The 14,156-nt window shown below is 65.8% G+C and carries 13 protein-coding genes; 5 read left to right on the top strand and 8 right to left on the bottom strand.

All coding sequences use genetic code 11. The annotated features are described in order from the left end of the window. Nucleotides 1-155: 155 nt before the first annotated feature. Entirely contained in the window at nucleotides 156-1,625 is a 1,470-nt protein-coding gene (gene pdxR / locus GYB81_RS07000) for a MocR-like pyridoxine biosynthesis transcription factor PdxR (protein WP_161864213.1), read from the bottom strand. Nucleotides 1,626-1,713: 88 nt separating this feature from the next. On the opposite strand from pdxR, the gene GYB81_RS07005 reads away from it, so the two are divergent. The 3 genes from GYB81_RS07005 to GYB81_RS07015 are packed head-to-tail and all read left to right on the top strand — an operon-like array spanning nucleotide 1,714 to nucleotide 3,471. Beyond that, a complete protein-coding gene (locus GYB81_RS07005) occupies nucleotides 1,714-2,346 on the top strand; it encodes an FMN-binding negative transcriptional regulator (protein WP_161864214.1) in 633 nt (210 codons plus the stop codon). A gap of 13 nt (nucleotides 2,347-2,359) precedes the next feature. Beyond that, entirely contained in the window at nucleotides 2,360-2,800 is a 441-nt protein-coding gene (locus GYB81_RS07010) for a GNAT family N-acetyltransferase (RefSeq protein WP_161864215.1), read from the top strand. Next, nucleotides 2,800-3,471: a GNAT family N-acetyltransferase gene (locus GYB81_RS07015; protein WP_161864216.1), complete on the top strand. Its 672-nt coding sequence runs from the start codon at nucleotides 2,800-2,802 to the stop codon at nucleotides 3,469-3,471. The genes GYB81_RS07010 and GYB81_RS07015 overlap by 1 nt, the downstream gene beginning before the upstream one ends. Here the strand turns inward: GYB81_RS07015 and GYB81_RS07020 are convergent, their stop codons facing one another. From GYB81_RS07020 to GYB81_RS07050, 7 genes are all read right to left on the bottom strand, one after another. Further along, complete coding sequence (locus GYB81_RS07020; protein ID WP_438810701.1) at nucleotides 3,472-3,870, bottom strand: C40 family peptidase; 399 nt, start codon at nucleotides 3,868-3,870, stop codon at nucleotides 3,472-3,474. A gap of 473 nt (nucleotides 3,871-4,343) precedes the next feature. Continuing rightward, nucleotides 4,344-5,588: a virulence factor family protein gene (locus GYB81_RS07025; RefSeq protein ID WP_438810703.1), complete on the bottom strand. Its 1,245-nt coding sequence runs from the start codon at nucleotides 5,586-5,588 to the stop codon at nucleotides 4,344-4,346. 10 nt (nucleotides 5,589-5,598) lie between these two features. Next, nucleotides 5,599-8,235 carry a bifunctional lysylphosphatidylglycerol flippase/synthetase MprF gene (gene mprF, locus GYB81_RS07030; protein ID WP_161864217.1) on the bottom strand — a complete coding sequence of 879 codons (2,637 nt, stop codon included), beginning with the start codon at nucleotides 8,233-8,235 and terminating at the stop codon, nucleotides 5,599-5,601. 120 nt (nucleotides 8,236-8,355) lie between these two features. Beyond that, nucleotides 8,356-8,622 carry a PilZ domain-containing protein gene (locus GYB81_RS07035; RefSeq protein WP_161864218.1) on the bottom strand — a complete coding sequence of 89 codons (267 nt, stop codon included), beginning with the start codon at nucleotides 8,620-8,622 and terminating at the stop codon, nucleotides 8,356-8,358. Between the two features lie 118 nt (nucleotides 8,623-8,740). Next, nucleotides 8,741-9,628 (bottom strand): lysophospholipid acyltransferase, encoded by an 888-nt coding sequence (locus GYB81_RS07040; protein WP_161864219.1) that lies wholly within the window; start codon nucleotides 9,626-9,628, stop codon nucleotides 8,741-8,743. 55 nt (nucleotides 9,629-9,683) lie between these two features. After that, entirely contained in the window at nucleotides 9,684-10,292 is a 609-nt protein-coding gene (locus tag GYB81_RS07045; protein ID WP_161864220.1) for a pyridoxamine 5'-phosphate oxidase family protein, read from the bottom strand. Beyond that, the gene (locus tag GYB81_RS07050) at nucleotides 10,289-10,843 is read right to left on the bottom strand and encodes a DNA-3-methyladenine glycosylase I (RefSeq protein ID WP_161864221.1); all 555 of its coding nucleotides are present in this window, start codon (nucleotides 10,841-10,843) and stop codon (nucleotides 10,289-10,291) included. The genes GYB81_RS07045 and GYB81_RS07050 overlap by 4 nt, the downstream gene beginning before the upstream one ends. Before the next feature lie 250 nt (nucleotides 10,844-11,093). Here GYB81_RS07050 and glyQ point away from each other — a divergent pair, with 250 nt between their 5' ends. Next, nucleotides 11,094-12,086, top strand: coding sequence for a glycine--tRNA ligase subunit alpha (gene glyQ / locus GYB81_RS07055; protein ID WP_161864222.1), 993 nt, complete (start codon nucleotides 11,094-11,096; stop codon nucleotides 12,084-12,086). After that, nucleotides 12,083-14,137, top strand: a complete 2,055-nt coding sequence (glyS, locus tag GYB81_RS07060) for a glycine--tRNA ligase subunit beta (protein ID WP_161864223.1) — start codon at nucleotides 12,083-12,085, stop codon at nucleotides 14,135-14,137. The genes glyQ and glyS overlap by 4 nt, the downstream gene beginning before the upstream one ends. Nucleotides 14,138-14,156: the final 19 nt, after the last annotated feature.

The following is a 14,156-nucleotide window of genomic DNA, read 5'->3' on the forward strand; positions in this document are numbered from 1 at the left end:
GTGAGGGAACCCACTGCCGCAGCCGACATGGCCGCGAGCGGCGCGCATTTTAGCCTGTTGTTGACTTGCGGGATAGGTTTTCCGACGAAGCTGATCCCTGGCCTGGACGAGCAAGGCAGACATCGCCGCGCAGATGATCGCCACAGCAACCTGGCCTAGCGCTCATTGCGCAGACGCCAGGCCCGCCGCAGGACCTGCACCGCCTCGACGATCTGCGCTTCTGGCACCGCAGCGAAGCCCAGCACCAGGCCGGCGCGGGCATCGCCAGGCTCGTTGCTGTCCTCCAGCCAGTAATCACTGAGCGCATTCATCTCCACCCCGGCAGCCCGCGCGGCACAGACCAGTTCGCGCTCGCGGGCCAGGCTGTCGACACGCACGCACAGGTGCAGCCCGGCTTCCACACACGGCAGCGGCGCGCAGCCTGGTATCGCCTGTGGCCAAGCCCGCACTAGGGCATCGCGACGCTGCCGCGCCGCCTGGCGCATGCGTCGTACATGACGCTGAAAATGTCCGGCAGCGATGAACTCGGCCATCACCGCCTGGTTGCCGATCTCCGAGTGGCGCATCTCCACCGCCTGGCGCTGGGCGAAAGCCTCCGCCAGGGCGGGCGGCAGCACCAGATAACCCAGGCGCAGTGCCGGGAAAGCGATCTTGCAGAAGGTGCCGACGTACAGCACGCGGCCCTGTCGATCCAGCGCGGCCAAAGGCGCCAGCGGCGTACCGCTGTAGCGATACTCGCCATCGTAGTCGTCCTCGACGATCCAGCCGTCCTGGCGCTCGGCCCATTCCAGCAGCTCCAGACGGCGCGCCAGCGACAGGGTCACGCCGGTCGGGTACTGGTGCGACGGCGTCACGTAGGCCAGGCGACAGCCCTCGATGGCAGACAGCGCTCTGGTATCCATGCCCTCGCCATCGAGCGCTACGCCACGCAGATCAGCCCCGGCGGCGGCAAAGGCATGGGCAGCGGCGCGATAGCCGGGGTTTTCCACCGCCACCCGCTCACCGGACCGCACCAGCAACTGCGCGCAGAGGCTGATGGCCTGTTGGGCGCCGCAGGTGATGACGATCTGCCGCGGGTCACAGGCCAGCCCCCGGCCATTACGCAGGTAGGCGGCGACCAGTTCGCGCAATGTGCGGTCGCCGGCCGGGTCACCATAGCCCAGCCGGGCCGGTGACGGCCGGCGCCAGAAGCGCGCCTGCAAGCGTGCCCAGGTCTCGAAGGGAAACAGATCGAAAGCCGGCACGCCGATGCGAAAGGCTCGCGGCGCACCCGCCACCGGCATGGGCAAAGCCTGTCGCGGCAGCGCTGCGCCCAGAGCCGGAGCGCAATGAGGTGCTGGCGTTGCCGGGCGCGCCAGCGCCAGGTCGGCCACGTAGGTGCCATCGCCCACGCGACCTTCGATATAGCCCTCGGCGTAGAGCTGGTCGAAGGCGCGGGTCACGGTATTGCGCGAGATCGCCAGCAGACTTGCCAGATCGCGGCTGGCCGGCAGACGCGTATTGCCTGGCAGGCGACCATCGAGAATACGCTCGCGCAGCGCCTGGTAGAGCTGGCGCGCCAGGCCGGCGGCAGGGTCGAGGCGAATGCCGGAAAGGTCGACTGGCAAAGGGGGCGTAGCGGGCATGATTGGCTCCATGAAACTGCCTGTAAATGGATCTTACAGGGAACCAATATCCTGCCTAGCATGAGCCCATCACGCCAGGAGACGCACCATGTACCGCCCCGCTGCCTTCCGCCAGGACGACCTGGCCACCCTGCATGCACAGATCGATGCCAGTGGCCTGGCCGTACTGACCAGCGCAGGCGAACAGGGCCTGCAAGCCAGCCACCTGCCACTGTTGCTGGAGCCGGGCGAAGGTGAATTCGGCACGCTGTACGGCCACTTCGCCCGTGCCAACCCGCACTGGCGCGACCTCGCCAGCGGCGCCGAGGCGCTGGTGGTGTTCAGCGGCCCGGACGCCTACATCCACCCGGGCTGGTACCCGGCCAAGGCCGAGCACGGCAAGGTGGTGCCAACCTGGAACTACATCGCCGTGCACGCCTGGGGCCAGGCCGAGGTGTTCGATGACCCCGAACGCCTGTTGCAACTGGTCAGCCGCCTCAGCGATCGCCATGAACGCCAGCAGGCGCGGCCCTGGGCGACAAGCGATGCTCCCGGCGAGTATCTCGAGGCCATGCTGCGTGCCATCGTCGGCTTCGCTCTGCCGATTCGCCGACTGGAAGGCAAATGGAAGCTCGGCCAGAACCGTTCGGCCGCCGATCAGGCTGGCGTACGCGCAGCGCTGAGCGCCTCGCCCGATGCACGCAATCAAGAACTGGCCGCCCGCATGCTCACCCTCGACTGACAGGAACACCGCCATGCTCGAAATCCGCCCGATCACCGCCGACGACCACGCCGCCTGGCTGCCGCTGTGGCACGGCTACCAGCGCTTCTACCAGGCCGAAATTGCCAACGCGACCAGCGTACTGACCTGGCAGCGTTTCCTCGACCCGACCGAACCCATGCATGCCGCGCTTGCCTGGGCCGATGGCGCAGCCGTCGGCCTGGTGCACTTCATCTACCACCGTAGTTGCTGGACCGAGGGCGACTACTGCTACCTGCAGGACCTGTACGTCGCCGAAAACATTCGTGGCACCGGCATCGGTCGGGCGTTGATCGAACATGTCTATGCACAGGCGCGGGCAGCCGGCGCCAGCCGCGTACACTGGCTCACTCAGGAAACCAACTACCGCGGTCGCCAGCTCTACGACCGCATCGCCGACCGCACCGGCTTCATCCAGTACAGGAAGCTGTTTTGATGACCCAGGATCTCAGCCACTGGCAATCTCGCCCGACCCCGGATCAGCGCACGCTGCCGGGCCGTTTCGTACGCCTGGAGGCGCTCGATGCCACACGCCACGGTGATGACCTGTGGGCCGCCCTGCAGGGACCGGACCCGGCACTGTGGGACTATCTGCCCTACGGCCCGTTCAACGAGCGCGGCGCATTCGATGCCTGGCTCACCGCTAATGCCGGCAGTCGCGATCCGCTGTTCTACAGCGTGCTGGAGCAGGGCTCGGGTCGCGCCCTGGGACTGTTCAGTTACCTGCGCATCACCCCGCAGGACGGTAGCATCGAGATCGGTCACGTGGTGTTCGGTGCGTCGATGCAGCGCACACCAGGCGCTACCGAGGCGGTGTACCTGCTGGCCCGCCACGCCTTCGACGATCTCGGCTATCGCCGCCTGGAATGGAAGTGCGACAACGCCAACGCGCGTTCCAGGCGCGCCGCCGAGCGCTTCGGCTTCGTCCACGAAGGGCTCTTTCGTCAGCACATGGTGCGCAAGGGCAGAAACCGCGACACCGCCTGGTTCGCCATCATCGACGGCGAATGGCCCGCGCGCCGGAAGGCCTTCGAGCGCTGGCTGGCAGCAGACAACTTCGCCGCAGACGGCCAGCAGAAACAGCGCCTGGAAGCCTTCAGAGCCTGATCAGGCGGTCGGCACCACGCGCTTGGCCGACTGGAAATGACGCTGCCAGTAGGCATTGTTGAGGCGGTCGATGCGCACCTTGGTGCCACGACGTGGCGCGTGGACGAAGCGACCTTCACCGATGTAGATGGCTACGTGATCCACCGAGCGGCTGCGGATACGGAAGAACAACAGATCGCCCGGCTGCAGATCGCTGCGTTTCACCGTGGGCGCATCCAGGCGCGACAGGTCTCGGGAAGTACGCGGCAGCTCGAGGTCATCCTGGGTCTTGAAGGCGTACTGCACCAGACCGCTGCAGTCAAAGCCGTGGCGCGGGCTGGTGCCTCCCCAGCGGTAGGGCGTACCCAGCGCACCGAGAGCGCGGTCGATCACTTCCCGAGCGGGTTTGGGCTTGGCCACTTGCTCAGTGGCGGGAACGGTGTAGACGCGAAAGGTGGCGGAGGCTTGGGTACAAATTCCCAGTAAAAGAGCGCCTCCCAGGCAAAATGACATGAAAAACTTATTCAAACCCAGAGACCCTGGTACCGGCCTTTGTGCGGAAGCCCTTCCGAATCAAGGCATTGCATCGGAAACGAGCCTCCTACCCGTCCCGGTGACGGACCGGCTGGAGAAGACTTTGGTTCATTTCGATGCACGACGAGTCGACGAACGGTTTGCCTCTGATCACAACGGACAGGCACCAGATAGCCTCCGCTTGCGCTCAGAACACTGCTCAGATAGCTCCTTGCGCCGGAGCCGCCCTCATACCTCGCCGCTCAACTGGCTGGCATGGCCTCCGCGTCCCGTTTCGTAGGAGCGGCTTTAGCCGCGATCTTTCGCGCATGAATCCGCTCCTACAGAATCGCGGCAATCCATTGGAATCGTCAGCGAGACTAACGCGGCTGCCGTGCCTTGATCGCCGCCAGCATCTTCTGCGCCAGCGCGGCGTAATCACCGTCGAAGTGATGACCACCCTCGATCATCAGGTGCTCCCCCGGGGCACCGGCTTCGGTGCAGCCGCTTTCGGCCGCCTCCTCGCTGCCGTAGATGCAGTACACCTTGGCCGCCGGCACCTTGCGCAGTTCCGGTCCGGTCGGCGCCTCCGCGCCATACTTGCCAAGCCAGCCACTGACGGCGATCTCGAAACTGCCGCTGCGGGCAAAGGCCAGCAGCAACATCGCATCGACCTGCTGCTGATCACTGGCCGGCAGGCGGTTGTAGATCGCCGGCAACACGTCGGCGCCGAAGGAGTAGCCGGCGAGCACGAAGCGTTTCACATGCCACGTCTCGCGGTACTGCTGCATCAGCCGCGACAGATCGGCGGCGCTCTGCTCCGGGCTCTTGTGCTGCCAGTAGTAGCGCAGGGTGTCGATGCCCACCACCGGATAGCCGGCAGCGGCCATGTGCTCGGCCGAGGCGCGGTCGAGATCGCGCCAACCGCCATCGCCGGAATAGAACAGCGTCAGGGTTTCGGCCGGTTGCGCCGAGGGATGTTCTATCACCGGCATCGCCGCACCCTGGCCGGCAAGCAGGTGCTGCAGCTGATCGGCCAGCAGCGTTGACAGCGGCGTGCCCAACGCACCGATGCGCGGCTCGCCGTTTTGCTGCTCACGCAGGAAGCGGGCGTTGTCGTCACCCGGGTTGTCGTTCCACAGGGCGATCCAGTGACCGTGCTCTGCCTTTTGCGGCAGGGGCTCGGCGCAGTCCGGTGTTGCCAGGTCGAAACCGACCGAAAGTGCCCGTGCCTGATCATCCTGCTGCGACGCCAGCCAGCGCCAGGCCGAGGTGGCTGCCGGGCCGATGCCGGCGACCAGGGTCGGCGCGCCGCCCAGCTTCTCGCGGGCCTGGCTGATCAGTTGCCGTTGCGCCTTGCAGTCGCCAGGCGAGAAGGGCAGTTGCAACAGGCGCAGATCGCCGGCTTCGGCGAGACGGTGCAGCGTGGCTTCATCCAGCGCCTGCTCGGTCGGTGCGATCAGCAGCACACGCTGACGCGCCTCGCCCTGGCTGAGCAACTGCGCCGATTTACCCTGGATCTGCACCCTCTGCAGATGCACGGCCGCGCGCATCGACCACCACCAGCCCGCCGCCCCCGCGGCCAGTGCCACGACCAGCAACAGCGCACCCAGCCGCCTTGTCATCCTGCTCATCTCAGCGCCTCACCAGTCCACCCAGGCCGCCGGCGATCAGCGCGGCGGTATCGGCCAATGCCACCCAGGGATCGAGCCCGGCCGGCACGGCCAGGTAGCGCGGCTCCCACTGCGGCAGGAACTTGTCCTTGAAGCGGCGCAGGCCCTGGAAGTTGTAGAAATTCTCGCCGCGGTCGAACACCAGTGCACCGAGGCGCAGGGGCAGAGGCGCCCCCTTGCGCGTCTGCAGACCGGCCAGGGGCACCATGCCGAGGCTGAAGCGCGCGTATCCCTCACCCTGGAACTGCTGAATCAGGCCGAGCATGAGGAACTCCATGGTCGACTTCGGCGCATCCGGCAGCACGCGCATCAGGTCGAGGCTGGCCACAGCGCGCGTCTCACATTCCAGCAGGTTGGCGAAGGCCACCGCACGACCTTCGAAACGCACCACCACGACGCGGAAGTGCGCCAGGTATTCAGGACTGAAACGGCCCAGGGAAAAGCCCTTCTCGCGTACGTTCTTGCCCTGCAGCCAGGCATCGGAAATCGCCTGCAGCTCTTCCATCGGCCCCTGGCCAGGGGCATGGAATTCCAGGCTCAGGCCGTCGCGCTGGCCACGATTCCAGGTGTAGCGCAGCGCCTTCATCTCCTTGCCGTTGCTGGCCAGGTCGAAGGTTTTCAGGTCCACCAGCGCCTCTTCGCCGAGCTTCAGCGCGGTCAGGCCGATGTCGATATAGCCGGGCAGATTCTCCGCGCGCACCTGATAGAACACCGGCCGCGCATGGTGGCGGTCGCACAGGTCGCGAAACTGCCAGATCAGCTCGACACGAGCAGTCGCCGGGCCGATGGGGTCGAACAGTGCCACCAGGCTGCGCCCGCGGCGGGCGTACATGAGGAAGGCTTCACCATCAGGGTGGAACAGCAGCGCCTTGTCGCCACTCAGCGCCAGGCCGCCCTCAGGCTGACGCGAGGCCAGGACGATGGCCCGCGCGCGCAGCAACGCGTCCTGGTCCGGCAGGCTGATGTTCGGCGGTGTGGCACGCAGCAGCCAGGTCAGGCCGACCGCCAGCAGCACCAGCGCGCTGCCCAGCGCCGCTCGCAGGCCACGCGGGGCGTTGGCGTCCAGTTCGAACTGCCACCACAGCTGATGGCTGTAGGCGACATCCTGATAGGCGAACAGCAGCAGCCACACCGATGCCGCGATCACACCCGCCGTGGCCGCCAGCACCAGCCCCGAGGCCGGTACGTCCATCAGCCGGCTACGTCGGTAGAACTCGCGGCGAAACAGCGCCAGCAAGCCGGCGATGGCTGCCAGGGCCAATGCCTCCGGCCAGTCGAAGCCTTTGAGCAGTGACAGCACCACCCCCAGGCAAAGCAGCACCAGAGTCAGTGCCCAGGCCGCCGACAGACGCCGGCGCAGCCCTTGCGCCAGCAGCAGACAGAGCGTGCCCACCAGGCTGGCCGCCAGGTGCGAGGCGGCGATCAGTTGCGGCGGCATGAGAAAGCCCAGGGCCTCGAGATGCTCATCCACAGTGGGGGTCACCCCGGAGAACAGCAGCACCGCGCCGGCGCAGAACACCAACAGCGCCAGCAGCGGCACCGCCATGCCGCTGGCCACGCGCGCCACCTGCCGTGGAAACCACAAGCGGCGCGCCTCGGCAGCCAGCAGCAGGAGCCCGGCCGCCACCAGCGGTAGCACCACATAGAGCAGCCGATAGAGCAGCATCGCCGCGACCAGCCCGGCCGGGTCGATACGCGTGGAAAAGGCCGCCAGCAACACCGCCTCGAACACCCCGACGCCACCCGGCACATGGCTCAGCACGCCAGCGGCCAGGGCCAGCATGTAGATCAGCACGAAGGAGGAGAAAGGCGGCGCCTCGGGCAGCAGCAGGTACAGCACGCTGGCGGCGATCAGCACGTCGAGGCTGCTGATCAGCAGTTGCGTCAGGCTCATGCGCAGGCCGGGCAGACGCAGGCAGAAGCGCCCCAGATCGACCTGCCAGCAGCCGGGCGCGGGGCGCTCGGCCAGACGCTTGCGGCTGACCAGCAGCGCCAGGGTCAGCGCCGTGGCCAACACGGCAACGGCCAGCCCTGCCAGCACGGGTTCGGACAAACGCAGCGCGGCCGAGGCATCTTCCAGATCGAACAGGGCTGCCAGGGCCGCGAGAATCGGCAGGCTGACGCCCAGCGACAGACTGGCGAACAGGCTCATGCGCGCCACATCGCCCGCACCTAGACCGTTGCGCCCATACAGCCGATAGCGCACCGAACCGCCGGACAGCGCCGACAGACCCACGGCATTGCCGATGGCGAACGCACAGAAGCCGCCCAGCGCCAGGGTCGGCGGCGGCAGCTGGACATTGGCGTAGCGACTGGCCGACCACTCGTAGGCGAGCATCACCGCAAAGCCCAGCACAGTGGCCAGCAGGGCGCCGAGCAGCGCCTGCGACGACACCGCCGCCAGGGATTCACGGACCTGATCCGGGTTGATCTCGCGCACCAGGTGCCAGCAGGCGACCAGCGCCAGGCCGAACAACAGCAGCGAAAGACCGAGGCCGATCAGGTGGCGATTGCGTTGCAGCCAGCCAGGTTGAGAGGAAGAAAGCAGATCAGGCGCATCAGCGCCCTTGGCGGGAAGTTCGGGTACCACTCGACTCATGTCGAAAACGCCTCTGACGGACGCCACCTCGGGGTGAGGTCATGATCAGAGTGCAGATGTAACAAAATGTTCCATGGACCCGAAACATTTATTGGCGGGGGCTAAACCGAGGCGAATCGCTCAGGCCTCGCCGAGAAACCGCAGACCAGCCCCTTCGGCGTCCACACGCATCACTTCCATCTTCAATACCGGCGCGGGGAAGGGCAGATCCTGTACCTGGCCGGTGACCTCGGTGCCGACCGCCAGGGCGGTCATGTCCGGGTGCTTCACATAGACGCCGCTATCGGACAGGTCACGGGTCTGCGCCAGCAGTTCACCGAAACTCGGATGACTGATCTTGATCCGGCACTTCATCGGGGTACGCACCTGCTGACGCTGGTTGGACATGACGGCTCCATGATTGGACGGGCGATGCCGCCTTTAATAGCGCATTAGCGCGCAGGCGCCCAGCAGGCGGCGGAAAAAAGGCGCCATCCAGGCGCCTTCCTTAATGATGCTCAGAGCGTCAGTACCACTTGGCCTCGCCGTCCGGGCGCTTCTTGAAGCGCTTCATGCTCCACATGTACTGGCTCGGGTAGTTGCGCACGTAGCGCGACACCACTGCGCTCATGGCCGCCACGCCTTCTTCGACGTTCTCGCTGTACATGCCTTCCGGCGCCGCCTCGAGGATCACCTTGTAGCCGCTGCCGTCCGGCAGACGCAGCGCATGCAGGAACACACCGACCGCCTTGCCACCGGAGAGCATGCCGGGGACGAATTTGCTGGTCAGCGCGGTGGTACCGAGGAAGGGAACGAACACACCTGATGAACGGCTCGGTTCCGGGTCGGCCGGAATACCCACCGCGCCGCCCTTGCGCACTTCCTTGATGACGCTGAGGATGCCTTCCTTGGTCGACGGCGCAACGCGGTTGCCCATCTGTACGCGCTGCTGCTGCAGCAGCTCGTCGACCGCCTTGAGCTTGGGCGGGCGGTAGAAAATGATCGGTTTGCACTGGTTGCAGTAGAAGTGGTTGAGCACTTCCCAGTTGCCCAGATGGCTGGTGATGCCGACCACACCCTTGCCCGAGGCCAGCGCCTGTTGCAGCACTTCCAGGCCTTCCACTTCGCGGACCAGAGCGAGCGACTTCTGCGCCGGCCAGATCCAGGCGCAGGCGCTTTCGGTGAGGGTCTTGCCGATGTCCTTGAGGCTCTGCCCGACGAGCCTGTCCAACTCGGCCTGGTTAAGTTCGGGGAAGCACTTGCTCAGGTTGATGCGCACCACCTCGCGCGAGCCGTTCGGCAGCTTCCACATCAGCCAGCCGATGGTATTGCCCACGGCCTGCACGGCGCGCCAGGGCAGCAATGCGAACAGGCGCAGGAAACCGACCACCAGGGCGCCCTTGAGTTTTTCCACGACAGACTCCGACCACTCACAAAAGCGCCAATTGTACCGTTGGGCGACCGTGCAGTCAGTAAAGGCTCGTCCGAAGCCGCTGCTGCAGGTCACGCTCGTAGGCTTCGACATCGAACTCGTCGTAGATGTGGCGAAAAATATCGCCGGCACTCGGCAGGCTGGCGCGTTCCACCTGACGCGAGACATCCCACAGCCCGGAGCGCACCGCCGCCTTGGAGCACTGGAAGTAGCAGGTCTCTATATGGATACGCAGCGCGCTGCGCGGCAGCTTGCCCTGGGCACGGCCCAGCTCCAGCAACTCGGGATCGAGGGTGATTTCCGCCCGGCCGTTGACTCGCAGGCTTTCGCCGACGCCCGGGATCAGGAACAGCAGCGCCACCTGCGGGTTCAGCACTATGTTGCGCAGGCTGTCGATGCGGTTGTTGCCGGGGCGATCCGGCAACAACAGGGTCTGGTCGTCGAGGATGTGCACGAAGCCCGGCGCATCGCCTCGCGGTGAACAATCCAGGCCATCCGGGCCGGCGCTGGCCAGTACCACGAAGGGCGAGGCCTGGATCAGCGCACGGTAGGGTTCGATCAGCCGCGGCAGTTCCTTGCGCCGCGAGCGCTCGTGGCTGTCGCCGTAAACAGCCTGCAGTTCGTCCAGGGTGGTGATGGTGGTCATGAGCCCTTCAGTTGCGCGTAGCGGTCGCAGTCGGTGGTGTGGTCCATCACCATACCTGTGGCCTGCATGAAGGCATAGCAGATGGTCGGCCCGACGAAGTTGAAGCCAGCCTTGCGCAACGCCTTGCTCATCGCCTCGGCCTCCGGCGTCACCGCCGGCATCTGGCTGCGGTCGCTGAAATGATTGATTTTCGGCGCGCCACCGACGAACGACCAGAGCCAGACTACCGGATCCTCCAGTTTCAGCCAGGCCTGGGCGTTCTGCCGCACGGCCTTGAGCTTGAGGCGGTTGCGGATGATGCCGGGGTCCTGCATCAGCACTTCGATCTCTTCGTCGGAGAGCCGCGCCAGGCGCTCGGGGTCAAAACCATGCAGCACCTGACGATAGCGCTCGCGCTTCTTCAGCACGGTGATCCATGACAGGCCGGCCTGAGCGCCTTCGAGCAGGAGCATTTCGAACAGCTGGCCGGCATCGCGCTGCGGCACGCCCCATTCCTCGTCATGGTAGGCCTGGTAAAGCGGATCATCGGTACACCAGAAGCAGCGGGGCATGGTTGAAAGCCTCGGTCAGGATGGAAGGGGGACTATAATCATAGCTGTATATAAATACAGCCCTAGCAAATATCGCTTTAATCCCTGCAGGCGCGAATTCATTCGCGATTCTGGACGGTGCGGCGCTATCCACCGCGAATAACCCGCTCCTGCCTCAGCCGCGCTCTGTGCCAGCCGTACCCTGCGGCTTGCGCCGAGTTTCGATATACTCCCCGGCTTTCCCTCGCAAGCCTCCACAGGTGATTTCTTCGTGAGCCAGAACAAGCCTGCCGTGCGCACCTTCCAGGACCTGATCCTGGCCCTGCAGAACTACTGGGCCGAACAGGGCTGCGTAGTGCTGCAACCCTACGACATGGAAGTGGGCGCCGGCACCTTCCACACCGCCACTTTCCTGCGCGCCGTCGGCCCGGAAACCTGGAACGCCGCCTACGTGCAGCCTTCACGTCGCCCGACCGATGGCCGTTACGGCGAAAACCCCAACCGCCTGCAGCACTATTACCAGTTCCAGGTGGTACTCAAGCCCAACCCGGAAAACTTCCAGGAGCTGTACCTGGGTTCGCTCAAGGCCATCGGCCTCGACCCGGAAGTGCATGATGTGCGCTTCGTCGAAGACAACTGGGAATCGCCGACCCTCGGCGCCTGGGGCCTGGGCTGGGAAATCTGGCTCAACGGCATGGAGGTCACCCAGTTCACCTACTTCCAGCAGGCCGGTGGCATCGAGTGCTACCCGGTGACCGGCGAGATCACCTATGGCCTGGAGCGCCTGGCCATGTACCTGCAGGGCGTCGACTCGGTCTACGACCTGATCTGGACCGACGGCCCGTTCGGCACCGTGACCTACGGCGACGTGTTCCACCAGAACGAGGTGGAACAGTCCACCTACAACTTCGAGCACGCCAACGTCGAGAAGCTGTTCGAGCTGTTCGATTTCTACGAGAGCGAGGCCAACCGCCTGATCGCCCTCGACCTGCCGCTACCGACCTACGAGATGGTGCTCAAGGCCTCGCACACCTTCAACCTGCTCGACGCGCGCCGCGCCATCTCGGTGACCGCTCGCCAGCAGTACATCCTGCGTGTGCGCACCCTGGCCCGCGACGTGGCGCATAGCTACCTGAAGGCGCGTGCGCGTCTTGGCTTCCCCATGGCCACGCCCGAGCTGCGTGACGAAGTGCTGACCAAGCTCAAGGAGTCGGGTCTGCTGCAAGACGATGGGCAAGGCAACAACGCGGAGGCACAAGCATGAGTGCGCACGACTTTCTGGTTGAACTGGGCACCGAAGAGCTGCCACCGAAAGCCCTGAAAACCCTTGGCGATGCCTTCCTCGCGGGCGTGGAAAAAGGTCTCAAGGCTGCCGGCCTGAACTACGCCAGCGCCCGCGCCTACGCTGCGCCACGCCGCCTGGCGGTGCTGGTCGAGCAGCTCGAAGCGCAGCAGGCCGACCGCAGCATGAACCTCGACGGTCCACCCATCCAGGCCGCCTTCGACGCTGACGGCAAGCCGACCCAGGCCGCTCTGGGCTTCGCCCGCAAATGCGGCGTGGATATCGCCGAGATCGACCGCAGCGGGCCGAAGCTGCGTTTCGCCCAGCACATTCCCGGCCAGCCGGCGGTGAACCTGCTGCCGACCATCGTGGCCGACTCGCTTAACGACCTGCCGATCCCCAAACGCATGCGCTGGGCCGCGCGCCGCGACGAATTCGTGCGTCCGACCCAATGGCTGGTAATGCTCTTCGGTGACGAAGTCATCGACTGCGAGATCCTCACCCAGAAAGCCGGTCGCGTGTCCCGCGGCCACCGCTTCCACGCCAACCGCGACGTGCGCATCAGCAGCCCCAAGGCTTACGCCGAAGACCTGCGCAGCGCCTACGTGCTGGCCGACTTCGCCGAGCGCCGCGAAATCATCAGCCGCCGCGTCGACGAGCTGGCTGCCGCCGAGCAGGGCACGGCCATCGTGCCGCCGGCGCTGCTGGATGAAGTCACCGCCCTGGTCGAATGGCCGGTGCCGCTGGTCTGCTCGTTTGAGGAGCGCTTCCTCGAGGTGCCGCAGGAAGCGCTGATCACCACCATGCAGGACAACCAGAAGTATTTCTGCCTGCTCGATGCGGGCGGCAAGCTGTTGCCGCGCTTCATCACCGTGGCCAATGTCGAGTCCAAGGACCCGGCGCAGATCGTCCTGGGCAACGAGAAAGTGGTGCGCCCGCGCCTCACCGACGCCGAGTTCTTCTTCAAGCAGGACAAGAAGCAGAAGCTGGAGAACTTCAACCAGCGCCTGGCCAATGTGGTGTTCCAGGCCCAGCTCGGTTCGGTATTCGACAAGGCTCAACGGGTATCGGCGCTCGCCGGCTTCATCGCCCGCGAAGTCGGTGGCGATGCCCAGCGCGCCGCCCGCGCCGGCCTGCTGTGCAAATGCGACCTGGCCACCGAGATGGTTGGCGAGTTCCCCGAGATGCAGGGCATCGCCGGTTACTACTACGCGCTCAACGATGGTGAGCCGGAAGACGTCGCCCTGGCCCTGAACGAGCAGTACATGCCGCGTGGTGCCGGCGCCGAACTGCCAAGCACCCTGACCGGTGCCGCCGTGGCCGTGGCCGACAAGCTCGACACCCTGGTTGGCATCTTCGGCATCGGCATGCTGCCGACCGGTTCCAAGGACCCCTACGCCCTGCGTCGCGCCGCCCTCGGCGTGCTGCGCATCCTGATCGAGAAGGGCCTGGATCTGGATCTGGCTGCTGCGGTGGACTTCGCCGTTGTCCAGTACGCCGGCAAGGTCAAGGCCGACGGCCTGGCCGCCCAGGTGCTGGAGTTCATCTTCGACCGCCTGCGCGCGCGCTACGAAGACGAAGGCATCGACGTGGCCGTGTACCAGGCGGTGCGCGCTGTCAATCCGACCTCGCCGCTGGACTTCGACCAACGTGTGCAGGCGGTACAGGCCTTCCGCAAGCTGCCGCAGGCCGAAGCCCTGGCCGCCGCCAACAAGCGCGTGTCGAACCTGCTGAGCAAGGCCGAAGGTGGCGTCGCTGCCCAGGTGGAGGCGCACTACTTCGACAACCCCAGCGAGTTCGCTCTGCACGCCGCCATCCAGCAGGCCGACCACGCGGTACAGCCGCTGGCCGCTGCCCGCCAGTACGACGAGGCGCTGGCCAAGCTGGCCAGCCTGCGCGAGCCGGTGGACGCCTTCTTCGAGGCGGTGCTGGTCAACGCCGAAGATGCGCGCGTGCGCGCCAACCGCTATGCCCTGCTGGCCCGCCTGCGCGGGCTGTTCCTCGGCGTGGCGGACATCTCGGTACTGGGCTGATGGAAAATAGGTAGGAGCG

Source organism: Pseudomonas yangonensis (assembly GCF_009932725.1).
Classification (GTDB): Bacteria; Pseudomonadota; Gammaproteobacteria; order Pseudomonadales; family Pseudomonadaceae; genus Aquipseudomonas; species Aquipseudomonas yangonensis.